Source organism: Kocuria dechangensis (assembly GCF_014636775.1).
GTDB classification, from domain to species: domain Bacteria; phylum Actinomycetota; class Actinomycetes; order Actinomycetales; family Micrococcaceae; genus Kocuria; species Kocuria dechangensis.
On the sequence record NZ_BMEQ01000027.1, the window covers coordinates 1 to 25,311 of the forward strand.

The window sequence follows — 25,311 nt, forward strand, 5'->3', positions numbered from 1 at the left end:
ACCGCCTGCCCGCCCGCTCCTTCCCCCGCCTGCGCGCCATGGCCCCGGTGCTGGCCGACTACGACGGCGCCGCCGAGCTCGAGGCGGGCATCACCATCCTGTTGGGCGGACTCGCCGCCCAGCTGCACCCCGCCAACCCCGGCAAACCCGAGGGTCAGCCGGGACTCTCCAACCAGTACGATGCCTGACCCTTTGCCTCCAGGAGTTGTCATGACCACCACCGCCTTTGACCACACCGCGCCTCATGAGCACCCCGTTCCCCTGCGGACACCGGGCAGCCGTCTGGGCCCTGGCGAGGACTTCCCCGAGGACCTGACCAGGCTGGGCATGGCGGAGCTGCAGGTGCTGCACTCCCGGATCACCCGCCAGCTCGACCACGACTACCTCACGGACCCCGCCGGCCCGCATGCGGCCACCATGGACCGGTGCCAGGACCTGCAGGACGAACTCAACACCCGCGACACCGCATGACCCGCTGCGGGTCATCACAGACAGGCACACCATGAACGCCACAGACCCCACCGACACCGCGGACCCCACTGCCCGTAGGTTCGACTCCATCTGCGTGATCTTCAACCCGAACAGCACCGGGGATGCCCCCGAGGTGGCTCACCGGTTGCGCGAGCAGCTGGTGGAGAAGCTGCCCTACATCGTGGATATCCGCCTGCTGCCCACCGCCCACGCCGGGCACGCGGTGGACCTGGCGAAGGAGGCGGCCGCCACTCCGAACACCCTGGTGGTCTCGGTCAGCGGCGACGGGGGCTACCACGAGGTCGTCAACGGCGTCATGGCCGCCGGGGACACCAACACGGTGTGCGCGGTGGCCGCGGCCGGCAACGCCAACGACCACCAGCGCACCACCGCCCGGGCGCCGCTTCCCGAGGCCGTCGCCGCCGGGCGGGTGCGGGACATGGACCTGCTGCACCTCACCGTCGGGGCCGGCCCTGAGGCGCAGGCCGTCTACGCCCATTCCTACATCGGCTTCGGGCTGACCCCGGTGGTGGCCATCGACATGGAGAAGGGCAACAAGGGCGCGCTCAAGGAGATGGTCTCGGTGGTGCGGACCTTCGCGAAGTACCGCCCCTTCCGCATCGAACACACCGACGGAACCCGGGCCAAGATCGACAGCCTGGTCTTCGCCAACATCCCGCAGATGGCCAAGTACGCCACCTTGAGCGAGGCCGAGGACCGCCCGGCCGACGGGAAGTTCGAGGTCATCCTCTTCCCCCACACCGCCAAGTGGAAGGTCCTGCTCAAAGCAGCCCGCGCCACCACCACCGGGCTGGGCGACCAGCCCAGTATGGCCCGCTACGAGTTCACCACCCTCAAGCCCATCCCCTACCAGCTCGACGGGGAGGTCCGCTCCGCCCCGGCCCGCACCCGCATCCGGGTCGAGTCCGCCCCCTCGGCCCTGACCGTGATCGGCTGATCGCTGCCGGCTTGTCGGGCGGACTTGAACCGGGCCTGTGGATCGTGGGGGTCCTCACCGTAGATCTCGCGCAGCTGGTTGATCCGGTGGCCGGCGGCCTGTTCGTGGAGGCCCTGTCGCCATGACGTCGGGTCCCGCAGGCGCCTCGTCCCTGGTGGGCGCCCACGGTATCGGCCCCGGCAGCTGAAGGGAACAATGGTGGTATCGGCAGGCGGCAGGCCTGCCCACAGGGCAGGCCGCTCCAGGGGCTTGTCGGAGGAGAAGCCATGGAACCGGATCCGGCGGTGGCCGGGCTCAGTGCTGCCGTGGCCCGTGTCCACGAGGTGGTGCTGCATGCGCAGACGGCCGCCGAGGCGGTGAGCCAGCTGGTGGAGGTGGCACAGCAGCTGATCCCGCTGGCGGCCGGGGCCGGGATCTCCCTGGTGGACGAGGACGGGGTGTGCACCACCGTGGCGGCCACGGACCCGGTCGTGGCCGAGGCCGACGCGCTGCAGTACGAGCTCGGGGAGGGCCCGTGCCTGCGGGCCTGGGACACCGTGAGCATCCAGTACGTCCCCGACACCACCACCGACCTGCGATGGCCGACCTGGTCCCAGACCGTGGCGGCAGCCGGGATCCGCTCCGCGCTCAGCGTCCCGCTGGTCGTTCAGGGCCAGGAGATCGGGGCGTTGCAGGTCTATGCCACCGAGCCCCACGCCTTCACCGGCCACGAGGAGCACCTGCTGAGCCTGCTCGCCGGCCCGGCCGCCGCCCTGCTGGGTGCTGCCCGCACCCGGCGCCAGACCCGTCGCCTCGATGACACCCTGCAGGAGGCCGTGGCGGACCGGGACCGGATCGAACGCGCCGTGGGCGTGCTGATGGAACGCGGCCACCTGGCCGAGTCCACCGCCCGCACCCGGCTGCTGAACACCGCCCGCGCCCAGGGGAAGACCCTCGCCCAGGCCGCCGACCACCTCCTGGACGACACCGACCCCCCGGCCTGAACGACCACCGTGAGCAAGCGCCCCGGTGGCAGAACAACGACCAGGGCAGCGGCACCTGGTGGAAGTGCCTCAGTCCTCGGCGGCGTTGTCGCCGTCGACGAGGTCCGAGACGTAGGGGGCCCGGGGCCGGGGGATCCGGGCGATCAGCTCGTTGGCCGCATGGGCCAGCAGGTCCCGCTGGAACGGGGGCAGGGCGAAGGACTGGTGCAGGTAGGCGTCGACCTCGATCTCCCCGGCCTCCCCACCGAGACTGAAGTAGTGCAGCCACAGCTGGTCCCGGGCGATCCCGGCACGGTGGATGGCCTGGCGCAGCAGGCGGGCCTGTTCTCGGGCCACGGCGTCATCACCCACCAACACTAGAATTCCGCGTCGGGGGAACCGGCCAGCACCGACCGGGCGATCTCCAGCAGGGGACGGCCCTGGGCCCGGGAGGCCTCCAACAGCGCCACCCGGGCGTGGTGCTGCTCCAGACCGCGGCGTTCCATCACGATCCCGGTGGCCACATCCACCGCCTGACGATCGGTCAGCGCGGTGCGCAGGGCCTGGCTGAGCTGGTGCGGGGCCTCGGAGGTCTGCGCGGCACCGAGCAGGGTCGCGGCCGCCGCGGCCAGCAGGCTCAGCCGCCGCTCGTCGGCGGCGGTGAACCCGTCGGCGGTGGTGGTGTAGACCTTCAGCGCCCCGATGCAGTGGCCCTTGTACAGCATCGGCGCGCTCATCGCCGAGCGGACCCCCAACGGGAGCACCCCCGCGCACCAGGCCGGCCACCGGGTCTCGGTGGCGGTGTCGTCCACCCGCTGCAAGGACTCGGTGGCCCACGCGCTCAGGCACGGGCCCTCGCCCAGCTCGTACTGCAAGGTGTCGCCGGCTTCGGCGACCGCGTCGGTGGTGCCGGTGGACATCGTGTACCCCTGGTCGTTGATCAGCGACGCCCCGGCACCGATCGCGGAGTCCACCACGTCCTGGGCGACCTCGGCCAGCTGCTCCACCGCCGAGGTCGCGCTCTCCCGGCTGAGCAGCATCCCGTGGATGCGGGCGAAGACCGTGGTCAGCTCCGTGCCCGAGAACTCGCTTTCCATGGTGGCCTCCCGCAGCCCTGGAGGTCCTCCCGATTCCCTGCAGCCCGGTGGCACAAGGAGTGATCCGGTCGATGATTGGCCTCGCACCCCAGAATACTCCGATGCTCTCGGCGCTCAGGTGCCCGGCCTCGCGCGGCTCAGCCCCTTCACTGCTGTTCCATTCCCCCCGAGCCTGCCGCACCGTCGGTGCCGTCACCGTCGGTGCCCGGGGCCATCCCCCCGTGGTCACCGGCGCTGTCGCCCCGGTCACCGGCGACCACCTCGGAGGAGTAGGGGGCGTGACGGCCGGGCCGGTGGTCGATGAGCTCATTGGCCGCATGAGCCAACAGGTCGCGCTCGAAACGCGGCAATCCCAGAGCCTGGTGGAGATAGGCATCGACCTCCACCTCTCCCACCTCCCCACCCAGGCGAAAGGAGTGCAACCACAACGCCCCGACCCCGATCCCGCCCACCGCGAGAGCCAGGCGCAGGCCGCGGGCCTGCTCCGAGCCCACCTCGGCGTCGTCCACGACGAATCCCTTAGCCTTCCCGGCCCGCCAGGCGGGCCAGGATCTGGCGGACGACCTGAGCCAGGGGCCGCTCCTGGAGCACAGCCTCGTCCAACAGTGCTGCCCGGGCCTCCTGAACGTCGGTGCCGTGACGCTCCATGAGCACCCCGACCGCGACCCCCACCTCCTGCCGGTCTGCCAAGGCCGCCTGCAAGGAGGCGCTGAGCCGGTGCGGGGCATCGGCGGGCTGGGCGCAGCCCAGCAGCACCGCCACCGCAGCCGCCAGCAGACCCAGAGTGCCCTCATCCTCCACGGTGAACGCGCCCGGGTCACCGGCGTAGACCTTCATCGCCCCCACCCGCCGGCCGCCGAGCACCAGAGGGGTGCTCAGCACCGAGCGGATGTCCTGAGCGTGGGCGGCCGCATACCAGTCCGGCCAGCGGCTCTCGGGGGCGGTGTCGTCGATGCGCACCACTGCTGCGGTGGCCCAGGCGCTGAGACACGGGCCCTCTCCGAGCTCGTACTGCAGGGCATCGGCGGCAGCGGTGAGGACGTCGGTGGCCCCGGTCGATCCCGCCCGGCCGGTGTCATCGAACAGCGAAGCCCCGGCACCCACGGCAGGACCGATCACGGCGCGAGCCACCCGGGCGAGCTGATCCACCGCCGTGGTCGCGTTCGCCTGGCTCAAGAGCATGCCCTGGATGCGGGCGAAGGCCACCCTCAACCCGGACACAGAAGGATCAGGGTCCATGGGGTCTCCACCCGTCGTGACGACGACCGGAGTTCACGTCCTGGCCTCGGAAACCGCCCCGCACAGCGTGGCGCGTCTCCGCAGTTCGCCCTGGTCCTGACCTTTCAGCATACGCCGCATCCCAACAGGCACCACCGCTACCGGCCGCCATGGCCCACCGTTCGTGGCAACACCATCCCCGAGCCCTGCGGCAATGCACCTGCAGGGGAACCCCATGTGCCACGCCGCAGTCCTTATAGTCACTTGAAGCTGCAGCAGTCCCTACTGCCTCAGCACGGACACTGACCCCGCCGTGACTTCGAGCATCAAACCACCGAGGGCGGGATCGATCACTACGGTTGTAGCGTGACGCGTTGTCGGCAGTTGTCGGTATGTGTCCGGCCCGGGCCCACGACCCACAGTTTGCCGGGTGGACCCTGTCCACCCATGAAGCCGGCTGAGCCGACAAAGCACTCCTCATCCGGGTTTGAGAGACCGCACGGCGACACGCTTCACAGCCGTGTCGTAGTAGTCTAATAAAACGACACGCCATGCTCGCGCAGATATCCCTCCCCTGGTCGCCTTAAGCCCTATCGTGACCGAGGACGCGGTGGAGCTCTCCGCTGTGTGCAGGGTCGTCCGGGCGGCCCGGCAACCGCGGCGCTCACCCGCGGCCTGATCTTGAGCTGACCAAGGCGTGGTGATCGCCCGCCGCGCGAAGGAGTGCTGCACGTGGCCTTGCCGCCGACACCAACCGTGATCCCGCTTCACGAGGCGGTGGGCCGCTACCTGGAGTCCTGTCGGCGCAGGGCGGCGATCCGCCGGCTGTCGGCGGCCACCGTGGCCAACTACACCGTGGACCTGCACCGCTTCCTCGAACTCCTCCCTCAGGCCGGTGAGCACACCACCGAGTCGGTCACCGGCGCCCACGTCGACGAGGCGCTGCTGACCTACGCCAACACCGCCGACCACCGCCGCAGGGTTGTCCCTAGCGAGGTGGTGGAGGACCCGGGGAAGCGGGTGGCCGCCACCGATGCCGGCGCCAAGGCCCCGGGCTCGACCCTGCGGATGCGCCGGACCCTCTCGCGGTTCTTTGCCTACTGCGTGGAGCAGTCCTGGGCCACCGTCTCCCCGATGCGCACCTCCGAGATGGAGCCCAAGGACGAGGGGAAGCTGCGGGTGGAGCGCACCTCCCTGGACCTCGAGCAGGCCCAGGCCCTGCTCACCCATGGGCCCGGCAACGCCCAGAACAACCCGCACCACGACCGCGACGCCATCGCCCTGGGACTGCTGGGGGTCCTCGGCCTGCGGGCCGGGGAGATCGTCGCCCTGGACGCCGACCACCTCACCCGCGCCACCCCCAACAACCCGGGGTCGGTGCAGATCTACGGCAAGGGCCGCACCTGGCGCACCGTACCCCTCCCATCCTGGCTGGAGGAGTTGATCGTGGCCTACCGCACCCGTCTGGGCACCGGAGCCCCGGCCCCGCTGCTGCTCTCCCCCACGGGTAAGCGGCTGGCGGTGCGCGACATCGAACGGCTACTGGAGAGGGCCGTGAAGCGCACCAGGGCGGCCGATCCGGCCCGTGCGCGGGCGGTGGTCCCGCACGGGCTGCGCCACACCGCCGCGACCCTGATGCTGGCCGAGGGCTGGGACGTGAAAGTCGTCGCCCAACTGCTGGGCCACACCACGGTGCACACCACCTCCAAGTACCTCGACGAGCTCCCCGGAGAGCTGTCCGTGGCCGTCAACGCCCACCCGCTCACCCCGACCCAGGCCTGACAGGTCTTTTCAGAACGATGTGCTCTCGATCTCCGTCGCCAGCTGCAGCTGGGTCAGGGCGGCCATGACGGTGAAGACGATCGCCCCCCCTCAAGCCCCCAGCGGACGCCTCGCTGAGCTACTAACGACAACGCTCTGGACATGCATGTGCCTCCCGAGCCAAGGCTCGGGAGGCACATGATGCTTCGGGAAGGAAGCGAGCTACTTGGTCTGGCCCTCCGTGGCGAGGAGGTCGTCTACGACTACGTCCTCGCCAAGGAGGGTGAGCACAAGTAGGCCCTGTTCCCCGGGCCGCTGAGAAGCAGGCCCGGTTGAGAACGCGGTGCCCCCTGAGCAGAGGCTCTGGGGGCACCGTCGTACAAGGACGCCTCACGGCTGTTCTTGTCGGAAGCCATGCCTGCCACACTCCCTACTGGTGACGGGTGCATCGATCAACAGACACCGGCGGGCGCGATACGCCCCACCGGATTCCGGAATATCGCCTGCTCAGACGCTCGGCACGGGCAGCTCCCGGATCCGCCGGTACAGGGTCGCCCGGGACATCCCGAGGTCGCGGGCAACCTGGGTGGCCGGCTCCCCGTCCTCGATGAGGCGGAGGGCGTTGCGGATCTGGGAGTCGGTAAAGGTCGGTCGCCGCCCGCCGAGGTCCTCGCCGGGGGCCCTCTGCTTGGCCACCGAGTCGGTGATCCGCTCCCGTTTGATCTCCAGCTCCATCTGCGCCAGGACGGCCATGACGGTGAAGACCATCGAACCCATCGGGGTGCGGGTGTCCACGTCTCCCCCTGGAGGTCCAGACACCTCGCCCCCCCCCTACCTGGGCCGGAGGGCATGTCGCCAAGGCGCCGGGACGAATGCCGTACGGATCCGTGAAGCCATCACCCCGAACCTGCTCAGCCAGATCGTCGCCGGGCTCTCCATCCTGATCCTCCGCGCGGTCTTCGTCATGGACGTGTTCTTCTTTCACCCCCGCGAGCTCTATAAGTTCACGCTCATCGAGCCCGAGGACGTGGGTGCGGTGCGGACCTCGGCCATCAACGTCGGCTTCTACAACCCCACCTACGCCCTGGGCCTGATCACCGGTCTCATCCTGCTGCGCACCGTTTGGGTCGAGGCCGGCCAGGCCCTGGTGCTGTTCTGCTGCGCGGCCCATGTCATCCTGGGGATCGTTCTCTACGTCTCCGAGCGACGTCTGTGGGCCGGCGCCCTGCTGCAGTCCGTCCCTCCGGCGATCGTGCTGGTGACCTACGGGACCCGGGAATGACCGCCACCCCGCACCGACCACACGACGAGAACCCCCTTGTGAAGCGGACAGGAATCGTGGTCGTACACCTATCGCGGAAGCTTGCCGATGAGTCCACTTGCCAGTCCCTGCGGCAGCTCCCGCGGTCATCAGCCCACCCTGATGACAGCCATGACGGCGGCCGGCGCCCCGGCCGCTTGACGTCATCCAGGTGATGCGGGGATCCCGACGCCCCCGGCGGCGGAGGCCGAACGCTCAGCTTGACGCTCCAGGCCCATCACCGCTCCCAGCGGACCGAGGGCCTGAGCCGCTCATCGGCGCGGGTGCACCGGCCGTGCGCCAGTGCCCGTCAGGCTTGCGCGAGCACGATCGGCTGGTAGTAGCCGCTCACCTCAGGCATCAGCCATTCGACTGCCGTGAACCCGGTCGACACCAGCAGACTCTCGAGCCTCGCCCGTGGCAGGGCCCGGTAGCGCGTCGTCCCCGAGCGCGCCCGCCATGATCCCGCCGTGTCCTCGGTGAAGGTGAACAGCTCGATGTCCACGTACTCCGCGTCCGCCGACCACCGCCATACCTGACCCGACCCGTGTCGCGACCCGACCTCCCCGTGGACCGAGATCGGCACCCCGTCAGGTCGAGTGCGTCTCAACGCGTCAAAGTCGCGCAGGGAGACGAGCAACAGCCCACCCGGTCGCAGGCACGCACGGACACTGCGCAGGGCACGGTGCAGGTGCTCGTCGGTGAGCAGGTGCGGCAGTGCGTTGTCGCAGGAGATCACCACGTCGAAGGCCCCTTCAACGTGGTCGCGGAGGTCGCGGACGTCGCAGACCCTGAAATCAACCTCGATCCCTCTCTCGGCCCCCTCCACCCGGGCCCGGTCAACTGCCGCCTGGCTCACGTCGGTGGCTGTCACCCCGTATCCCAGCCTCGCCAGCGGCAGGGCCTGGGTTCCGATGCCGCACGTGCAGTCCAGCAGGCGCCCCTCGGTGATCCCGCGCTGCGCGAGGATGCCGGCGATGACCTGCCCATGCCACTGAGCCGCTGACCACCAGTGACCGAAGAGCAGGTGATACTCGGAGGCGAGGGCGTCATAGAACTGTGCCGGGGTTGCCATACCTGTAAGACCTTGCCTTCTCGGCCTGCCCGACCCAATTCCACAGCGTCTCCGGGTTCAACCCCTGCTGCTGGGCGACCCGGGCCAGTGCCCCGGGCTTGGTGGCCGGATCACGGCGGGCCTCCACCGACATGCGGGTCGCGCGCTCACGCACCTCGCCCGGGTACTTTTCCGGCGCTGACATGACTCTCATCCTCCCGTGGAATGAACGCCTCAACCAGACAGTGAAGATAGTCCTGGGCGGCTCGGCCAGTCTGACCTGCTACTAAACTGACGCGCCCTGTGGGGTGCTGTCCTGGACGGGACTGGTCGGCTTGGCCGGGTCCGCTCGTTCTGCCGGGCATGGCCGGACCGGGCGGGGATGTGACTTCATAGGACCCTGCCTCAGAGACCACGGTGCCTCATCACTGTTGTGTCCGCCCGGCCCGGTTCGGTCATCCAACTCAAGGAGACTGTTCCAGGATGACTGCTCAACTCCCGACGCGGCAACCGGTCATCGGTGGCGTCGATGCACACAAGGACACTCACCACGCCGTGGTCCTCGATGACCGCGGCGTCCGGCTCAGCGACCAGGCGTTTCCCGCCACTACAGCCGGCTACCGCTGTCTGCTGGAGTGGATGAAAGATCTCGGGGACCTCCATCGAGTCGGGATCGAATCGACCGGCTCCTACGCCGCTGGCCTCACTCGGTTCCTGCAGGAATCCGGTGTAGAGGTCATCGAGGTAAATCAGCCACACCCACACACCCGAGCCCGCAAGGGCAAGGACGACGCGATCGACGCCGAAGCCGCTGCCCGCAAAGTGCTCTCCGATGAGGCCTCAGGCACCCCCAAGACCACGACAGGGGTCATCGAGTCGGTTCGACTGCTGCGGGTCGCCCGTGAATCCGAGAGGCACGCCCGCACGGTGGCACTGCTGCAGCTCCAGGACGTGCTCGTCACCGCCCCGGCCCCGTTGCGCGAGCAGATCACCGCCACCTCGGGGCGGGCAAGGGCCACCCAATGTGCCAAGCTCCGCCCCGATGTCTCGCGGCTGACCGAGCCGACCCAGGCCGCGAAGATGACACTGCGCACCCTGGCGCGGCGGGTCGAGGAGCTCCAGTCTGAGATCACCGGCATCGACGCCCACCTCAGTGCCATGGTCCGAGCAGCAGCTCCCCGACTGACCAGCAGAGTCGGAATCGGCACCGTCCACGCCTCGCAGCTTCTCGTCACCGCAGGGCAGAACATTGACCGGGTCACCTCCGAGGCTGCCTTCGCTCGTCTGTGCGGGGTCGCCCCGATTCCCGTTTCCTCGGGGAAGACGCAACGGATGCGCCTGCACCGCGGAGGAGATCGTCAGGCCAACCGAGCTCTGCATCTCATCGCTGTCTGCCGGTTGCGCCACGATCAGCGGACCCGCGACTACGCACCACGTCGACTGGCCGAGGGCCTGTCCAAGAGAGACGTCCTGCGATGCCTCAAACCCTTCATCGCCCGAGAAGTCTTCAACGATCTTCGCCACGACCTCGCAGCCCTTGACGGCCTATAGGACCGTCCCGTCACGGGACAGGGAGCCGATCGGGCGGATGTCGCCGGCCACCGTGCACAGACCAGGACGCCCGCTACGCCGCCGCCGAGGCCGACCAGCTGTGGGACTCCGGCGACCGGCGCGCCCGCCTCGCGGCGCGACTCAGCACCCTGCTCGGGGCCGGCTCCGAAGGGCGGGAAGCTGCTAGAGGCGATCCTGCTCAACGACCGGTGTTGATCCGCCCAGCGCGGTGCCCGATCCCGGGGCCTCACCTCACGGATCGGCAGGCGGGCTCGCTCGTGTAGGTGGGGATCACTTCGTCGTCTTCGGGGCGTTCCCGCACGGAACGGTGGATGACGGTAGCCAGCACCGCGGTGATGACCGCTTCGTCGTCTTCGGGGCGTTCCCGCACGGGACTCCACCGGCTGAGGGAACTCCCGAGGTTGCCGACCGGTGAGGTGTTGTGTCGGGGCTGTTCCAGGGGCGGGGCCGGCACCCCTCGATCGGTGCCCTCGATCTCCCGGAACGCCGGCTGTGCAAGCGGTGTGGTGCTGGGGGGAATGCTGGTTGGCGTGGTCATCGCGTTTCCCTACGTCGTTGTAGTGGTGTGCTGGGCCGGTGTCCGCCCAGGCAGGGCGTGAGGGCCCCGGTGAAGGGACCCGCTTCTCGGACCCCGTGGTCCGTCGTGGGGCCTGGGGGTCTTGGGGCACACCCCGCTGGTGAGCACGTCCACCAGCGCCTCCCCAGGCCCCGGACTGGGTACCAGGATGGTGTCGACGGTGGCGGAGGCGTTCTTCGCCGTCACGGCGGCTTTGAGCTCGTGCACACGGTGACTGTTTTTCAGGATGGACTTCGTCTCCACCCGGGGCCGAGTCCCGGTGTGGTCAGGCGATGGGTGGTCGAGGTGGTGAGGACGTGGCGGCGCTGTCAGTCGGTGACGTCGAGCTGGAGGCCCTCCAGGGGAGGGCGTGGAGTCGCCCCGAGGTTCCGTAGGGATGCGAGGTGACGGTGACAGCACTGTAGGCGGCCGAAGTAGGCGTTGAGACGGACCAGTCGTTGAGAATGCCCATAAGAAGGCGGCGCACAGAATTCATGGTGGACCTCCTGGCGTGGTGATCTTTAAGGTCGTGCGGACAAGGACCGACGTCGCCCCTGCACGGCCGAAGGTGGGCAAACCCAGAGCCGAGTGGTAGGTGAGGAGCGGCCGGCGATCAGACGTGGACTGACATCAGCCGGGGGGACAAGAGCGCGAACACGGCATCTGCACATAACGCAACATTACGCGTAATGCGCAACGCGACGGCATGGGGAAAGTTTCCGCGGGAGCTCAAGCCTCTGTCAAGAGATTCCCGAGAACATCCCCTGGAGTCACGTCACGCCCTGTCCGCAGGAACCTCCCCCGGAACCCGACATCCGGCCTCGACAGGACGACCAGCATGATCGCCCGAGAAAATTCCTCGTCGCGCCCGCCCTTCGTTCCTGAGAATCAGACAGTCAGGGACGGGGTGACGCCCGGCAGCGTCCAGTCCGTTGATCGAGCCATCAACATCCTGGAGTTAATGAGTCACTCGGGTAGCGCCAGAGAATCGTTCCTTGGAAGTGGTTTCAATAGTTCGGATGCGGGGTAGCGAGGCCCGGGGCTGGTCGATCGTGGTCGCCATGACGAGGCTCATGGTGGTGAATGATCCCTGTGGGCATTGCGGTTTGGGGCAGGTGTCAAGGTGCTTGTGCCAGGGCAAGCCCGCCAGGGCCCGGCAACAGGGCAGGCACCCCCGCACCGGGTGCGCATCGCGCCGCGTCAGAACCCTTCGGCCCGCCTCTGGGTTTCGGCACCTAGTCCAGCGCCGGGGATCGCGATCCCGCATCGCAGTTCCGTGAAGATCCCATCCGCCGACCCCTCTGTCGACATCTGATATATAAGCCTTACACTGGATCGGAATCCGTCGGAGGATCGATCACGAACTTGATGAGGAGTAGAACCGCATGCGGCCACTTGCGCACCGGCTCGAACGGCTGGGCACCGAAACCGCCTTCAGCGTCGCCCAGGCCGCGGCCGCCTGGAAGGCGAAGGGGAACCGCGTGTACCCCTTCCACCTCGGCGACATCAACATCCCCACGGCCCCCCACATCGTCGAGGCGATGGACCGGGCCATCGCCGACGGCTACACGGGCTACTGTCCCGGTCCCGGCATCCCGCAGCTGCGGGAGGCCCTCGCCGAGGACATCGGCTCCCGTCGTGGCATCGGCCTCACCCCCGACAACGTCGTCGTGATGACGGGCGGCAAGCCCGTCATCACGAAGTTCCTGCAGGCGGTGATGAACCCCGGCGAGGAGGTGCTCTACCCGAACCCCGGCTTCCCGATCTACGAGTCGCAGATCGAGTACCTCGGCGGCACGGCCGTGCCCTACCGCTACCTCCCCACGAAGGAGGGCTTCGCGATCGACCTCGACCAGGTGCGCGCCTCGATCACCCCGAACACGGTCGCCATCATCTACAACGACCTGCAGAACCCCATCTCGGCCGAGTCGACGGCGGCCGAGCGCGAGGCCGTTGCGCAGCTCGCCCAGGAGCACAATCTCTGGGTGCTGTCCGACGAGGCCTACTTCGAGACCCGCTACGAAGGGGTCTCCAGCTCGATCGCCTCACTTCCCGGCATGGCCGAGCGCACCGTCATCCTCTACACGTTCAGCAAGAAGTTCGCCATGACCGGCTCCCGGCTCGGCTGCGCCGTCGCGCCGCTGGAGATCGCCAAGGTGCTCAGCACGCTCAACACCAACGACGAGTCGTGCACCACGCACTACGTGCAGTGGGCCGGCATCGAAGCACTGCGTGGTCCCCAAGAACCCGTGCAACAGATGCTCGACACCCTGCGTGAGCGCCGGGACGCCGCCTGTGAGCTGCTGAACGCCATCCCCGGCATGCACGTGGCCGTACCACAGTCGACGTTCTACCTGTTCCCCGACGTCACCGACGCGATGGAGCGCATGGGCTGCACGGCAGTCGGCGACTTCGCCACGGCGGCCCTGCACCAGACCGGGGTCTCCTTCTGCACGCGTGAGCACTTCGGCCGGCGCCAGCCCGGGGAGCAGCGGCAGTACATCCGGCTCGCCTACTCGGGCATCGACGTCGCCGACATCCGCCAGGGCCTGGGCCGTCTGCGCGAGTGGATCGAGACGGCATGAGCCGGGTCGTCGTCACGGGACGTGTGCCCGACGCCGCGATCGAGAAGCTCCGCGCCGAGCACGAGGTCGATGCCTGGCCGGGTCCGGAGTCGGTTGGCCGCGAGGAGCTCCTGCGCCGAGTAGCCGGCGCCGATGCCGTGGTGAGCCTGCTCACCGAACGCATCGACGCCGAGCTGCTCGACGCCGCCGGCCCGCAGCTCCAGGTGGTCGCGAACGTCGCCGTCGGCTACGACAACATCGACGTGCCCGCCTGCACCGAACGGGGCATCGTGGCCACCAACACACCCGGGGTGCTCACGGACGCCACAGCCGACATCGCACTGAGCCTCATCCTCATGGCGACCCGTCGGCTCGGCGAGGGAGAACGGCTCATCCGCTCCGGCCAGGCCTGGAAGTGGGGCATGTTCTTCCTGCTCGGCACCAGCCTGCAGGGCAAGACCCTCGGCGTCGTCGGCATGGGCGGCATCGGCCAGGCGACCGCGCGCCGGGCCAAGGCCTTCGGCATGGAGATCGTCTACCAGTCGCGCAGTGGGATCGACCCCAAGACCGCCGCCGAGCTGGGCGCCCGGCGCGTCGATCTCAACGAGTTGCTGGCCGTCTCCGATGTCGTGTCGCTGCACTGCCCCTACGGGCCCGCCACGCATCATCTGATCGGCGCCGAGCAGCTGACGGCGATGAAGAGCTCGGCGTACCTCGTCAACACCGCGCGCGGACCGATCGTCGACGAAGCGGCGCTGGCGTGCGCGCTGCGCGAGGGCCGGATCGCCGGTGCCGGACTGGACGTCTATGAGCACGAGCCCCGGGTGCATCCCCAGCTGCTGGAGCTCGACAACGTGGTGCTGCTGCCGCATCTGGGCTCCGCCACAGTGGAGACGCGCACCGCGATGGCGATGCTCGCCGCCGACAACGTGCTCGCCGTGCTCGGCGGGCAACGACCGCCTGCACCTATCGGCTAGTACTGCAACGACAGGGCCCAGCCCCGGCCGGGGTGACGATCCTGTGCCTCGACCAGCTCGGCCCGGTGATCCCACGGACGTTCCCACCGGCGCCGGACTGGCCGGTGGACGGGCACAGGACCAAGAACGCACTGGACGACGGCCGGGCCGGAAAAGATCTGGGTCTACGGCGCGCTCCACCAGCGCCGGCGCCCGGCCCTCACCACCGGCCCCACCAGATGCCACCCCGGGGGCCGGCAATGGACTGCTGCCGGATTCACCGGACCGATATGACCTCACCAGCCCCTTGCACCGCGACACCCGCCCAGCAAAACCTGCCCCTCAAGACACCCCTGTCCAGTTCACCACTCCGGAGGTACCTCATGCCCAACACCGTCATGCAGTGGACAAGGGTGCATGACCTCACGCACCTGCGCCCAGGAGACGTCGTGCAGGTCCGCCTACAAAGCACCCTGCTGGTCTATCAAGGCGAGGTCGAGACCGTCGTTCCCCCACAAGGTGTTCTGTGGATTCGCCACGGTGCGCTCCACGAGCGAAAACTCATCACAGCCAGCGAGTACGACCTTTTCACCAGCCCCTGCTCGTAGCTGGGCGGTATGACAACCGACAGCGCGCTGACCCGTCGAGTGCCAGGAGCCGAAACCCAGTCCTCGGCGCTGGGCGCTCCACGTGCTCTGCCCCGGCCACCGCCTCAGGCCACCGCAAAGGGAGGAGCACCCCGGGGAAGAGCCGCCGGCAATGGGAATCGTCTCCCCATCGCCTGCAGGTCCGACCTCCCACCGCCCGGTCGCGTCCCTCGCGATCACCCCCGGGCGGCGCCTTCCCCACCGGTGTGGTCGGTTTCACACTTCGCCCAGGAGCTGGCCACACCACCCACACCTCACCCGGGAGAGGCAGGGAACACGCCACCCCGAAGCACCCCCTCAAGCAGCAAACGGGGGAAGCTCCCGGATCCGCCGGTAGAGGGTAGCCCTGGACATCTCGAGGTCGCAGGCAACCTGGGTGGCCGGCTCCCCCGTCACGATCAGCCGCAGCCCGTTGCGGATTGGGGAGCCGGTGAAGGTCCGGCGTCGCCGGCCGAGGTCCTTGCCGGCGCCCCTCCGTGTGGCCACCGAGCCGGTGATTCGCTCCCGTGCGATCTCCATCTCCATCTGGGCCAAGGCAGCCATCACGGTGAAGACCATCGAGTCCATCGGGGTGTGGGTGTCCGCGTCTCCCCCACCGAGGTTCAGCACCCGCAGATTCGCGCGCCAGCTCCGCAGCCCTTCGGCAAAGGCCAGCATGTTCTGCGTCGACCGACCCAAACGGTCCGGCGCGGCGACGACCTGCACAAACACACAGGAAGCAACGTGGAACGAGTACAGCGGGTGCGAGAACTCCCGTGGGTTGTCCGCCGGCAACTGGCCATATGTAAAGTTGCTGCGCCCACCCAGCCCCTCGTGTTCTGGCGGTGTCCGCCGGGACAGAGCCCTACGCCGCAAGTGGCAGGACCTGTCCTGGCGGCCCATCTACCGCACGCACTACAACAGATAGGGCTCGCCCGTCTCGGCAGCCGACGCGTCGATGCCGTACTTCTGGAGCGTTTCGGCGATGAAGCCCTCCTCGCGGAGCTTGCCGATCTGATCGTTCAACGCCTCGCTGAGCTCAGGGTTCTGCTTGTTCGTAGGCCAGTTCACCTGCCCTGGGCGGGCGGTGTCGGGAATCCGGGGATGAGCCTTCAGCGGCACGATCTGCGCACCCTCGACCGGCGCGGACTCCAACCGGTATGTGGCGGCCGCGACAGTGTCGATGACCGCATCGATGCGCCCGCTGGCCAGATCCTGGAAGGCGGCCTCGGGATCCTGATAGATGGAGAAATTGTCGCCGAAAACCTTCCGGAAGTCGTCGTTCCAGAGGCTGCCGGCCGGGGCCCCGGTCTTCTTGCCTTCCAACTCGTCGATGCTCTGGTAACCGGCGGTGGAGACGAGAGCGCCCTGGTCGAGGTAGATCGGGTCGCTCAGGGTCACGATTTTCGTCCGGGCCTCGGTACGGTACCAGTCGGCGGCCGCCAGGTCGGACCTGCCCGACTGCACCGTCAGAACGGCCGCAGAGGCACCGCCGGCGGAGTCGACGGTCAGCGTTAGGCACTCACGCTCGGCGATCTCGGTCAGAAGGTCGCCCTCCACGCCGCTGAGGCCATCGCCGGTGAGCATGGTGTGCGGAGGGTACTCGTAGGTGGAGACCGTCAGGTGACCCTCGGTGACCGTGCTGAACTCGTGTTCGGGAGTGCAGTCCTCCGCCACGGTGCTTTCGGGGGAGCCCCCGCAGGCCGCCATCGACAGGGCCAGGGCCACAAAGGCCCACACGGCAGTGCTGCGGGTGAGGCCTCTGCGGGTGACCTGCACGGACAAAGCGCTCTCGTTCATGGTTTTACCAGGGTTCGCAGCTGTCGGGGCTCTGAGATGGTGGGGGGATGATCCCGGTGGGCCATCGTGTGTGCTCGTCGTAGCAGACTCGAGCATCCGCCCCCATCGTGAGCTGGGCACCGGTCAGGTCTGCCCCGTAGAGCTTCACCCAGTAAAAGCGGGTGTTCTCCAGGTGGGTATAGGTGAGATTGGCATCGGTGAAATCGGTGCGTCGGAGCTGAGCCGTGCCGAGCGAGGCGCCCGTCAGGTCTGCTTCGGTGAAGTTGACATCGCTGAGATTGGCGTAGGGCAAGGTTGCGCCCCGGAGGGTGGCACCGCTGAAGTCCGCCTTCGCCAGGTGTGCGGATTCGAGGGAGGCATTGTCCAGATTCGCCCCACTGAGGTTTGCACGGCTCAAGTCGGCGCGGGACAGTACGGCCCAACTCAGGTCGGCGCCGGACAGGTTGGCGGCAGTCAACGTCACGTCTTTGAGATCCAGTTGGGAGAGGTTCTGTTCCGCGAGATCCACCCCGCGCAGCGGGGCCGCTTGAAGGGTTCCATTGGCGGCCTGTTCCCGTATATAGCGCAGATTCTCCCGTCGATGCGCCTCGTCCTCGCGCCGGTCGTCAATCCACCACTGGGCTGCAATGGTCACGACGGCGAGGATGGAGCCTGAGACAACACCGTTGATCAATGCGGACACCACAGCGTGTCGAGTGAGCCACCTTCGACGTGGCTGTGGTCCGCCCCTCCTGCTACCGCTACGCTCCGGCGGCGCCCCGTCGCCCATGTACCCACAGTAGGACTCGGTCACCCCCCTGTCTGCAGCCCGGGCGGCGGCCGAGCACGGCGTGAGGAACCTGGGCAGAAATCCGAAGCTGGAGCGATCCGGGCACTACCTGTCGTTGTGGGAAGAAGAACGCATTGCCATAGTGCGCCGGCAAGGCCGATTGGAGATCACTCCACCAAGAGCACAAGCCACGGCAGCCTTGGACGGTCAGTTGCGACAGGTCCCGAAGGTGCCGGTAGAACGTGGCCCGGGACATCCCGAGGCCGCAGGCGACCTGGCTGGCCGCCCCCCGTCGATCACCCGACCACAGTCGGCAGGTCACCTAAAGCGCGACCGTGACACTTCCGTTCCCGCCGACTGGCGCGGACTTCCGACGCGCGCAGCCGCCACACTGGCAGCAGGTCCCTACTTCTGTGTCAGCTCCTCGCGGTGTCCCACAGACAGATCCCTAGGGTGGGACGGCTGTCAACCGTCCCCCGCCAGGGCTCTGTCTTTTCTGTGCGCAGCCGTCCTTCCACGGCTCAACAGGTTTTTCTGATTTCCAGGGGGTGACGGAGATTGCTCCCCGGGGGTCAGAAGGTGTTGATGTGCACTCCGTCGTCGGCGAAGCCCACGACGTCATCGCGCCCGTCACCGTTGATGTCGCCCAGCAACCGGGGATGATGCTGCACCTGCCAGCCCCCGGCCAGGCGACCGAAGTCGTTGAGCAGCCGGCTCGGGGCTCCCAGGGTGTTGTTGGCCCGGCCCAGGGACGCCCACACCCCGTCGTCAGCGAAGCCCACGACGTCATCGCGACCGTCCCCGTTCACATCTGCGAGCATCCGCGGGTGCAGACTCACCTGCCACCCATTGGACAGCCGACCGAACCCGGTGGTCTTGCGCGCCGGGGCCGAGAGCGAGTTGTTGCGCTGCCCGTAGGAGACCCACACCCCGTCGTCGGCGAAGCCCACGACGTCATCACGGCCGTCCCCGTTCACATCCCCGAGCATCCGCGGGTGCAGGTCCACCTGCCACCCGTTGGAGAGCCGACCGAAGCCGGTGGTCTCACGCTCCGGTGCCGACACGGTGCCATTGGCGCGCCCGTAGGCCACCCACACCCCGTCATCGGCGAACCCGACGATGTCCTGGCGACGGTCCCCATTCAGGTCCCCGAGCATCCGCGGGTGCAGATTCACCTGCCACCCGCCGGCCAGCCTGCCGAAGGCCGGTAAGAACGAAGATCCCGCCGTGCTGATCACAGAAGGATCCGGGTCCGGAGCGGCCTGGGCGGGGCCCCCCAGCGCCACTCCGGTGATGGTCAATGCGACCACCGATATGCCTGCGTGCACGCGCGCTAACCATGTCGTCTTCATGACACGTTCCTTCGGATTGGTCATCCTCGGCTGCCGGCGGCCGTGGAACAGGTCACCGCAGCTGTGAACCCTGCATGCCCATGCCCCACAAGGAACCGGTGGAGCGGCTCCTGGTCGAGGCACAGGACACGAGCACCATCACCCTCAGGCCGTGACGGTGGCGTGATTACTCATGCGTTTGCCGCGAAAACGATATGGCAGGGGCGTAACCAGAGATTCGTTCTCACGAACCGTCTGGGTGTGGTCCGCCGCCTCTGTCCTGCCGGAGGTCAGCACCTGTGATCCGGTGCCCCTGCCCTGGAGCTTGTCAGCGATGGCCAGCGTGTTCCGCACCGATCGACGAGCTCGGCGCAGCTCCCACTCATCGCTCGTACGGCCAGGAGCGTTCCCCTACATCGCAACCGGCCAGGACCGCACAGCTACGGGAACAGCTCACCGGAAACTGTGTAAGCCCACAGGGCGCCCCACGGGCCTGTGCGGTCGGTGAGGAAAGGGCCAGTGTGTCCACCTCTGCCACACCGGGTGCCAGCGCCTACACCCCTGCTTCCCCGTCCTGCAACCACCCGGCGAAGGCCGACATGTCCTGCATCGACCGCTGCGGACGGTCCAGGGGCGTAATGACCAAGGTGTCGCCTACCTGGAGGGCGGCCACCACGGTGCCGAGGGCACCACAGAGGGTCGGACCGCTCCACAGAGGCTCCCGGCACCGGGACTGTGCCAGGGTGGGGAACTGGCAGCACCGGGTGCTGTCCCACCGCAGAGACTGAGGAGAACCCCCATGCCGCACCGTCGACGCAGGATCACCCCCGCCGCACTGCCCGCCGAGGTCGCCGACACCAACGCCTACTCCTACGGCGTGCTCGACGGGGAGACCCTGCACGTCTCCGGCATGGTCGCCTTCGCCCCCGACGGCTCCTACGTCGGCGTGGGCGACATCGGCGCCCAGGCCGTCCAGGTCTTCGAGAACCTCACCGCCGTCGTCGAGGCCGCCGGCGGCACCCTCGACGACGTCGTGTCGACCACCACCTACCTGGCCGCCCCCGAGCACGCCGCCGCCGTGGGCCAGGTGCGCACCAGTTACTTCACCGGCCCGGTTCCCCCGACCTCCACCGTGGTCGTCGCCCCCATGGCCCGGCCCCAGTTCCTCGTGGAGGTCTCCGCCATCGCCCACATCCCCGAATGACCCTGCGATGAAGCCTCGGGGGCTCGATCATGTCGTGGTCCGGCTGACTCTCATGCCGGTTCCTCCACCAATGCGGACGTCCGCGCCAGGGTGGTGAACTCCTCGGTGGTCATGACGTCGGCGGTGGAGAAGGCAAGGATCTTCAGCGTGGCGGCATGGACTTCGGCGGCGGACATCGCCCCGTGTCCGACGTCGGGGTAGTCGAAGGTGCCGGTGGCGTCGGAGAGGAAGACTACGAAGTAGTCCCGGAACATCGCGTCCCGGGCGGTGGCGTGGCAGCAGTTCTCGGTGGTGGTGCCGATCACCACCACGGTCTCGATTCCGCTGCCGCGCAGGATGATGTCCAGATCGGTCCCGAAGAACGCGCTGTACCGGTGCTTCTTCACCACCACCTCCCCCGGCGCCGGGGCCAGGTCCGGGTAGATCTCCACACCCTCCGTCCCGTCGACCAGGCCCGCGCCGGTGGCGATGGGCGGGTAGAGATCAGCAAACCGACCGGCGTCGCAGCCGTCCGCACGGTGGGCGTGGGTCGTGTAGATGACCTTCATCCCGGTCTCGCGTGCGCAGGCCAGCGTCCTCTGCATGTTCGGAACAGCGTCCCGGGCCTGCACGGACTCTAGCGGGGCGCCCTCGGCGACGAAGTCGTTCTCCATGTCCACCACGATCACCGCGGTCCGGGACGGGTCGATCTCAGAAACCTTGTATCCCATGGGTGAGTACTCCTTCTCGGTTCACGCGGACTCTTCGATGTGCACAGGCCGAACTCAGGTACCGCTTTTCAGGTGTTCGGTGATGTCCGGGCGAAGGATCCCCTGCTGAGCTCGCCGCCCTTCATGAGGAGCAGCGCGCCGTCTGTCGCAGACGGGCCTGCCCGTCCCCCGAGGCCAAAGACCCCCACCTGCCGCTCTATGTGACCTGTGCCACGAAACTAACATGTGTCACACATACGCTCCATCGTGTGTCTCTTGTTACAGATCATGGTGAGCAGGCTCAGCCGCCTGCAGGCAGCGGACTGAGCATCAGGGGTAGGCAGGCACGGTCGCCTGCAGGCATCCCGGCCGATGAGGCGCCCTCCAACCGTTTCCGCGCCACGGTTCCGGGCCTACCCTGAGTGCACCTGTCCACCCTCTGGCGAGGAGTTCCTGTGGGACTTGCAGACAAGATCAACAACGCCGCGGACACCGCCGCCGGGGCCACCAAGAAGAAGGTGGGCGAGGCCACGAACAACCGTGATCTGCAGGCCGAAGGTCAGGCGCAGGAAAGCGCCGGCCATCTGAAGCAGGCCGGCCAGAAGGTCAAAGACGCCGCCCAGGACCTCACCGAGGGCCTGAAGTAACCGCGCTGCACCGGCTGGCCTGCAGGACGCCGCTCAGGGATCTCACCCACCCCAGGGTGGGTGGAGCCCCTTCGCCACGGGACGGGGAACCGCGGTTCAGGCCTTGGTGACGGTGATCGCCACGTTGGGGCAGGCATCGGCGTAGCGGATCAGTGCGGCACGTTCGGTGCTGTCGACCTTCAGCGACCACCGGTGCTTCACCGCCACCCACCACTGGATGTAGGTGCACCGGTTGGCCGGGGGCATCCACGCCTCGGGTCCGCGGGCCTGCTTGGCGGAGTTCAGCGCGGCGGTCTGGGCGTTGAGCGACCGCCCGTCGCCGAGGTCGTTGTAGAAGGCCACCCGCCTGGCCTGGGTCCAGGACCGGGCCCCGGAGCCCCAGGCCTCGTGCACCGGGACGGTGTGGTCGATCTCCACGGCCGAGGCGGTGGTGTGGGTGCGGTTGTCCCAGTTGGTCACCCACGTGCCGGTGCGCACGGTGCACCGCGAGGAGCTCGTGAACGTCACCGCGGCCCGCGTTTCGCTCTGCAGGACCTCGGCGCGGGTGTTCTGGCAGTCGCGGTTGGCGTCGTTCCAGGACCCGAAGTAGCGGGTGCGGTCGTAGCCGGTGTTGTTCTCCACCGCCACCGGCAGGGCCCGGGCAGCGGTGCGCAGCGGCGCCTGGTAGACCGTGGCCGACTCGGCCGGAACCGTCAGGCCGGTGACCAGGAACCCTGCCACCAGGGCGGAGGCCGCCACGGCCCGGGTCGGCAGCAGGGACCGCAGAGCCGGGAAGCGAGAGCGCGAGGGGGTGGGGGCATCGTGGTGGGCGCCGAGCGGCATGGGGTCCTCCGAGCAGAATCCTGGGACGGGGCGCCCCTGCTGGACGCCCGCTCATCGTGGCATCCCATGCACATGAATTCAGAACATTACGACCCGGTAGGGCAGCTCGGGCGGGCTCTGCTGTCCGACACCTTCTCTCGAGCACGGGCGCGTGCCGGTTCGCTGGTGACCAGCGCGATGCCGCTGAACACCAGGGCCCCGCCACCGGCCTGGGCCCAGGACAGGGACTCACCCAGCACCAGGCTGAAGACCACGACGAACACGGTGATGAGGTTCAGGAACACCCCGGCCCGGCCCGCCGGGACTCTGCGCACCGCCATGTTCCACAGCAAATACGACCCCACCGAGGGGAAGAGCCCGATGAACACCAACGACGCGCTGGCCGCCGTCCCCTGCGGCCACCGGACACCGGCCCAGAGCGCCACCGGCGTCAGCAGCACCACAGCCAAGCCCGCTTGCACGGCGGTGGAGGCGATCGGCGGGGAGCCGCTCAGCCGCCTGCCCAGCAGGGTGTAGAGGCTCCAGACCGCCACCGCCCCCAGCATCAGCGCGTTGCCCAGGTTGACCTTCACCCCCAGCACCGCGCCGAGCCGGCCTCCGGTGAGCACCGTCACCACCCCGGACAGACCCACCACGATGCCCAGGCCCGTGCGCGGCCCGATCCGGTCCCGGAACAGCAGCAGGGCGCACACGGCGATCACCGCAGGGGTGGCCGCGTTGATCAGCGAGGCGTCGATGGCGCTGGTGTGCCGCAGCGCCTCGTAGAGGAACACCGTGTAGGCGATCATCCCGCTCACCGACAGCCCCAGGTGCACCGGCCAGTCCCGCCACACCGCACCCCAGTCCGGGCGCTCCACCACCTGGGCGATCACCAGCAACGGCACCGCCGCGATCACCCACCGCCAGTAGGTCACCGCCACCGGGCTCATCGACTCCACCGCGAGGGCGCCCACGACATAGTTCCCGGCCCAGAACAGGGTCGCCGCCACCAGCGCCAGCACCGTCCTTGCGGGCACCGCCCGCCCCCGGCTCATGCCCACCGGCTGATCCGGTGCCCGGCCACGCCCCAGGACCAGGACACCGCCTTGGAACCCTCAGCACCAGAGGCGCCGCGTGCAGGTCCAGTGATACCGTCCCGCTGCTCTCCCACTCGTCCCTCCCAGCTCCCACACCGCCGTGCACCGTCCACCGACCCATCCTGCCCCGAGTCGAAACCAAGACCCCCCGACGGGGCAAGGCATCGCGGCCCCTGCGCCCGCTGCCCCCTCCCAGGACCGCTATTGGACCGGCAACGTCAGGGGCTGAGCAGCCTGCCTGAGCGACGCCGCCTACCCTCTGGAGGTGCCCCGCCCGCGGCAATGACGAAGGCCAAGGGCCTCTGCCGAGAGAGGGGATGGCGCGCATGTCCCGGGCCTTTCCCACGGGCTTCCGCGCCGGCCTCTCCCCTGGGACGTCGCGGTGATCCTGTGCGGCTGAGCCCCAGCCGACCCATCGGCACACCGCGTGCCGATGGGGCGCCGGCCGCCGGTGAGGCTTTCGGTGTTCTCATCCAGGGGGTGGAGATCGTGTGAGAGCCCCGGACTGTCGGTGTTCCGGGGATTCCGTCACTTCCGAGCCCGGTCCAGGGCCGCCTTCGCCTGGGCGATCAGCTCCCGGGCCTGGCTGGCCGCTTTGGCCTGTTTCTCGCTGGGCCCGGTGCCGGAGGCCCAATCGGAGCGCAGCTCGTCCTCGGCTTGGTCAAGCAGGCGGAACGCCCGGTGTCGCATCTCCTCGAAACTGGGCAGAGCCATCGCTTCCTCCTGACGTCACGGTACAGGTCTGGCTCCGATGCTAGGCCAACCCCGACCCCAGGGGCACGCGATGCCGGGCCCCGATGGTTCCTCTTCCGGCCGGGGCGGACACCTGGAGGTCGAGTCTTTCGGAGGGCGGGCCCCGGAGGGGTGGGTGTCCCGCAGTGGGGGTGGGGCGTAGCGTTGCTGGGCATGGGCGAGAAGGTGCAGCGGTCGGTGTTCACCACCGGCGACCGAGCCGAGGCCATGGCCGTGCTGGAGGAGGTCTACGCCGTGCGCGGGGCGCGCCGGGCCCCGCACGAGAAGTTCTCCATGAGGGTGTCCACCGCCGGGGTGGGACCGGTGAGCCTGGAACGGGTGCGGTGGCAGGGCGCCCCGGCGGGCGGGATCGGGGAACACCCCGGGGTGCTGCGCGTCGGACGGGTCCTGGGGGGTGCGGTGGTGGTCACCAGCGCCCGGGACACCCTGGGGAGCCGGGGCCCGTTCCTGTTGCCCCAAAGGCCCTATACCAGCCGGTGGGAGGGCCTCGACATCCTGAGCCTGTCCCTGGACGCGGCGGTGGTCCAGGACCAGGCCCGGGCCCGGGCAGGCTATGAGACCTTGCGCCTGGAGTTCACCGGGGCCCGCCCGGTGAGCCCGGCACTGGGCCGCTACTGGGCCGAGCTCACCGCCCACGTGGGCCGGGACCTGCTGCCGCGCGATGAGGTGATGAGCAGCCCGGTGCTGCAGGCGCAGATGACCCGGGCTCTGGTCACCGCCCTGCTGCACACCTTCCCGAACTCCTTCCTCGAGCGCCTCCAGACCCCTGACCGAGAACCCCTGCCGGGCTCCGGCGGTGTGCGGCGGGCGGTGGCGTTCATCGAGGAGCACCTCGACGCCGACATCGGGGTGGCCGAGATCGCCGCGGCCGCGAGGATGAGCCCGCGGGGTCTGCAGGCGGCCTTCCGCCGCCAGAAGGACACCACCCCCACCGCCTACCTGCGTGCGGCCCGGTTGGAGGGCGCCCACCGGGACCTGCTGGCCGGTGAACCCGCGGTGGGGGTGAGCGTGGAAGCCGTCGCTGCCCGGTGGGGTTTCACCCACCGGGGCCGTTTCGCCGCTGCCTACCGGGACCGCTACGGGCAGTCCCCGGCCACCACCCTGCGCAGCTGATTCTCCCCGGGC

The 25,311-nt window shown here is 68.7% G+C and carries 27 protein-coding genes and 3 pseudogenes; 13 read left to right on the forward strand and 17 right to left on the reverse strand.

Annotated features, from left to right (window positions below; all coding sequences use genetic code 11):
- The 4 genes and pseudogenes from IEW07_RS17160 to IEW07_RS17175 form a co-directional block, all read left to right on the forward strand.
- Nucleotides 1-188: pseudogene (locus tag IEW07_RS17160) on the forward strand (hypothetical protein); the annotation flags it as partial.
- A gap of 22 nt (nucleotides 189-210) precedes the next feature.
- Nucleotides 211-471, forward strand: a complete 261-nt coding sequence (locus IEW07_RS17165; protein WP_188539487.1) for a hypothetical protein — start codon at nucleotides 211-213, stop codon at nucleotides 469-471.
- Nucleotides 472-502: 31 nt separating this feature from the next.
- Nucleotides 503-1,429: a diacylglycerol/lipid kinase family protein gene (locus IEW07_RS17170; protein WP_188539489.1), complete on the forward strand. Its 927-nt coding sequence runs from the start codon at nucleotides 503-505 to the stop codon at nucleotides 1,427-1,429.
- Between the two features lie 266 nt (nucleotides 1,430-1,695).
- Nucleotides 1,696-2,412, forward strand: a complete 717-nt coding sequence (locus tag IEW07_RS17175) for a GAF and ANTAR domain-containing protein (protein WP_188539491.1) — start codon at nucleotides 1,696-1,698, stop codon at nucleotides 2,410-2,412.
- Nucleotides 2,413-2,481: 69 nt separating this feature from the next.
- On the opposite strand, the gene IEW07_RS17180 is transcribed toward IEW07_RS17175, so the two are convergent.
- From IEW07_RS17180 to IEW07_RS17195, 4 genes are all read right to left on the reverse strand, one after another.
- Nucleotides 2,482-2,763 carry a hypothetical protein gene (locus tag IEW07_RS17180; RefSeq protein ID WP_188539492.1) on the reverse strand — a complete coding sequence of 94 codons (282 nt, stop codon included), beginning with the start codon at nucleotides 2,761-2,763 and terminating at the stop codon, nucleotides 2,482-2,484.
- Between the two features lie 5 nt (nucleotides 2,764-2,768).
- Nucleotides 2,769-3,488 carry a GAF and ANTAR domain-containing protein gene (locus tag IEW07_RS17185; protein ID WP_188539494.1) on the reverse strand — a complete coding sequence of 240 codons (720 nt, stop codon included), beginning with the start codon at nucleotides 3,486-3,488 and terminating at the stop codon, nucleotides 2,769-2,771.
- Nucleotides 3,489-3,634: 146 nt separating this feature from the next.
- Nucleotides 3,635-3,997: a hypothetical protein gene (locus tag IEW07_RS17190; protein WP_188539496.1), complete on the reverse strand. Its 363-nt coding sequence runs from the start codon at nucleotides 3,995-3,997 to the stop codon at nucleotides 3,635-3,637.
- A 10-nt stretch (nucleotides 3,998-4,007) separates the two neighbouring features.
- Complete coding sequence (locus IEW07_RS17195) at nucleotides 4,008-4,727, reverse strand: GAF and ANTAR domain-containing protein (RefSeq protein WP_188539498.1); 720 nt, start codon at nucleotides 4,725-4,727, stop codon at nucleotides 4,008-4,010.
- Nucleotides 4,728-5,462: 735 nt separating this feature from the next.
- Here IEW07_RS17195 and IEW07_RS17200 point away from each other — a divergent pair.
- Nucleotides 5,463-6,488: a tyrosine-type recombinase/integrase gene (locus IEW07_RS17200; RefSeq protein WP_229741937.1), complete on the forward strand. Its 1,026-nt coding sequence runs from the start codon at nucleotides 5,463-5,465 to the stop codon at nucleotides 6,486-6,488.
- Nucleotides 6,489-6,974: 486 nt separating this feature from the next.
- Here the strand turns inward: IEW07_RS17200 and IEW07_RS17205 are convergent.
- A pseudogene (locus tag IEW07_RS17205) lies at nucleotides 6,975-7,271 on the reverse strand (helix-turn-helix domain-containing protein); the annotation flags it as partial.
- Between IEW07_RS17205 and IEW07_RS21490 the strand changes: the two are divergent.
- Nucleotides 7,219-7,749, forward strand: a complete 531-nt coding sequence (locus tag IEW07_RS21490) for a DUF1304 family protein (RefSeq protein ID WP_268235541.1) — start codon at nucleotides 7,219-7,221, stop codon at nucleotides 7,747-7,749. The pseudogene IEW07_RS17205 and the gene IEW07_RS21490 overlap by 53 nt on opposite strands.
- Nucleotides 7,750-8,077: 328 nt before the next feature.
- On the opposite strand, the gene IEW07_RS17215 is transcribed toward IEW07_RS21490, so the two are convergent.
- The gene (locus IEW07_RS17215; RefSeq protein WP_188539502.1) at nucleotides 8,078-8,842 is read right to left on the reverse strand and encodes a class I SAM-dependent methyltransferase; all 765 of its coding nucleotides are present in this window, start codon (nucleotides 8,840-8,842) and stop codon (nucleotides 8,078-8,080) included.
- Nucleotides 8,817-9,026 carry a helix-turn-helix domain-containing protein gene (locus IEW07_RS17220; RefSeq protein WP_188539503.1) on the reverse strand — a complete coding sequence of 70 codons (210 nt, stop codon included), beginning with the start codon at nucleotides 9,024-9,026 and terminating at the stop codon, nucleotides 8,817-8,819. Before IEW07_RS17220 ends, IEW07_RS17215 begins: the two co-directional genes overlap by 26 nt.
- 278 nt (nucleotides 9,027-9,304) lie before the next feature.
- Here IEW07_RS17220 and IEW07_RS17225 point away from each other — a divergent pair, with 278 nt between their 5' ends.
- Entirely contained in the window at nucleotides 9,305-10,372 is a 1,068-nt protein-coding gene (locus IEW07_RS17225; protein WP_188539504.1) for an IS110 family RNA-guided transposase, read from the forward strand.
- A gap of 247 nt (nucleotides 10,373-10,619) precedes the next feature.
- On the opposite strand, the gene IEW07_RS17230 is transcribed toward IEW07_RS17225, so the two are convergent.
- The gene (locus IEW07_RS17230; protein WP_188539505.1) at nucleotides 10,620-10,931 is read right to left on the reverse strand and encodes a hypothetical protein; all 312 of its coding nucleotides are present in this window, start codon (nucleotides 10,929-10,931) and stop codon (nucleotides 10,620-10,622) included.
- A gap of 126 nt (nucleotides 10,932-11,057) precedes the next feature.
- Nucleotides 11,058-11,177: pseudogene (locus IEW07_RS21165) on the reverse strand (S-(hydroxymethyl)mycothiol dehydrogenase); the annotation flags it as partial.
- 1,157 nt (nucleotides 11,178-12,334) lie between these two features.
- Here IEW07_RS21165 and IEW07_RS17235 point away from each other — a divergent pair.
- The 3 genes from IEW07_RS17235 (at nucleotide 12,335) to IEW07_RS17245 (ending at nucleotide 15,077) form a co-directional block, all read left to right on the forward strand.
- Nucleotides 12,335-13,534 carry a pyridoxal phosphate-dependent aminotransferase gene (locus tag IEW07_RS17235; RefSeq protein WP_188539507.1) on the forward strand — a complete coding sequence of 400 codons (1,200 nt, stop codon included), beginning with the start codon at nucleotides 12,335-12,337 and terminating at the stop codon, nucleotides 13,532-13,534.
- On the forward strand, nucleotides 13,531-14,490 hold the full coding sequence (locus tag IEW07_RS17240) for a 2-hydroxyacid dehydrogenase (protein ID WP_188539508.1): 960 nt from the start codon (nucleotides 13,531-13,533) through the stop codon (nucleotides 14,488-14,490). The genes IEW07_RS17235 and IEW07_RS17240 overlap by 4 nt, the downstream gene beginning before the upstream one ends.
- A 362-nt stretch (nucleotides 14,491-14,852) precedes the next feature.
- Complete coding sequence (locus IEW07_RS17245; RefSeq protein ID WP_188539509.1) at nucleotides 14,853-15,077, forward strand: hypothetical protein; 225 nt, start codon at nucleotides 14,853-14,855, stop codon at nucleotides 15,075-15,077.
- Between the two features lie 336 nt (nucleotides 15,078-15,413).
- On the opposite strand, the gene IEW07_RS17250 is transcribed toward IEW07_RS17245, so the two are convergent.
- From IEW07_RS17250 to IEW07_RS17265, 4 genes are all read right to left on the reverse strand, one after another.
- Complete coding sequence (locus IEW07_RS17250) at nucleotides 15,414-15,854, reverse strand: recombinase family protein (protein WP_229741942.1); 441 nt, start codon at nucleotides 15,852-15,854, stop codon at nucleotides 15,414-15,416.
- Between the two features lie 156 nt (nucleotides 15,855-16,010).
- Nucleotides 16,011-16,895, reverse strand: coding sequence for a substrate-binding periplasmic protein (locus IEW07_RS17255; RefSeq protein ID WP_188539510.1), 885 nt, complete (start codon nucleotides 16,893-16,895; stop codon nucleotides 16,011-16,013).
- 4 nt (nucleotides 16,896-16,899) lie between these two features.
- Entirely contained in the window at nucleotides 16,900-17,577 is a 678-nt protein-coding gene (locus IEW07_RS17260) for a pentapeptide repeat-containing protein (RefSeq protein ID WP_188539511.1), read from the reverse strand.
- Between the two features lie 659 nt (nucleotides 17,578-18,236).
- On the reverse strand, nucleotides 18,237-18,974 hold the full coding sequence (locus IEW07_RS17265; protein WP_188539512.1) for an FG-GAP repeat domain-containing protein: 738 nt from the start codon (nucleotides 18,972-18,974) through the stop codon (nucleotides 18,237-18,239).
- 820 nt (nucleotides 18,975-19,794) lie between these two features.
- Here IEW07_RS17265 and IEW07_RS17270 point away from each other — a divergent pair.
- Nucleotides 19,795-20,199 carry a RidA family protein gene (locus tag IEW07_RS17270; RefSeq protein ID WP_188539513.1) on the forward strand — a complete coding sequence of 135 codons (405 nt, stop codon included), beginning with the start codon at nucleotides 19,795-19,797 and terminating at the stop codon, nucleotides 20,197-20,199.
- Between the two features lie 50 nt (nucleotides 20,200-20,249).
- Here the strand turns inward: IEW07_RS17270 and IEW07_RS17275 are convergent, their stop codons facing one another.
- Nucleotides 20,250-20,909 carry a cysteine hydrolase family protein gene (locus IEW07_RS17275; protein ID WP_188539515.1) on the reverse strand — a complete coding sequence of 220 codons (660 nt, stop codon included), beginning with the start codon at nucleotides 20,907-20,909 and terminating at the stop codon, nucleotides 20,250-20,252.
- Nucleotides 20,910-21,343: 434 nt separating this feature from the next.
- Between IEW07_RS17275 and IEW07_RS17280 the strand changes: the two genes are divergently transcribed.
- A complete protein-coding gene (locus IEW07_RS17280) occupies nucleotides 21,344-21,535 on the forward strand; it encodes a CsbD family protein (RefSeq protein WP_188539518.1) in 192 nt (63 codons plus the stop codon).
- A 96-nt stretch (nucleotides 21,536-21,631) separates the two neighbouring features.
- On the opposite strand, the gene IEW07_RS17285 is transcribed toward IEW07_RS17280, so the two are convergent.
- The 3 genes from IEW07_RS17285 to IEW07_RS17295 all read right to left on the reverse strand — a co-directional run bounded on the left by IEW07_RS17285 (nucleotide 21,632) and on the right by IEW07_RS17295 (nucleotide 24,147).
- Nucleotides 21,632-22,357, reverse strand: a complete 726-nt coding sequence (locus tag IEW07_RS17285) for an HNH endonuclease family protein (RefSeq protein WP_229741938.1) — start codon at nucleotides 22,355-22,357, stop codon at nucleotides 21,632-21,634.
- 86 nt (nucleotides 22,358-22,443) lie between these two features.
- Nucleotides 22,444-23,373: a DMT family transporter gene (locus IEW07_RS17290; protein WP_229741939.1), complete on the reverse strand. Its 930-nt coding sequence runs from the start codon at nucleotides 23,371-23,373 to the stop codon at nucleotides 22,444-22,446.
- Between the two features lie 588 nt (nucleotides 23,374-23,961).
- Entirely contained in the window at nucleotides 23,962-24,147 is a 186-nt protein-coding gene (locus IEW07_RS17295) for a hypothetical protein (protein ID WP_188539520.1), read from the reverse strand.
- Between the two features lie 192 nt (nucleotides 24,148-24,339).
- Here IEW07_RS17295 and IEW07_RS21495 point away from each other — a divergent pair, with 192 nt between their 5' ends.
- Entirely contained in the window at nucleotides 24,340-25,299 is a 960-nt protein-coding gene (locus tag IEW07_RS21495) for a helix-turn-helix transcriptional regulator (protein ID WP_188539521.1), read from the forward strand.
- The last annotated feature ends 12 nt before the right edge of the window (nucleotides 25,300-25,311 follow it).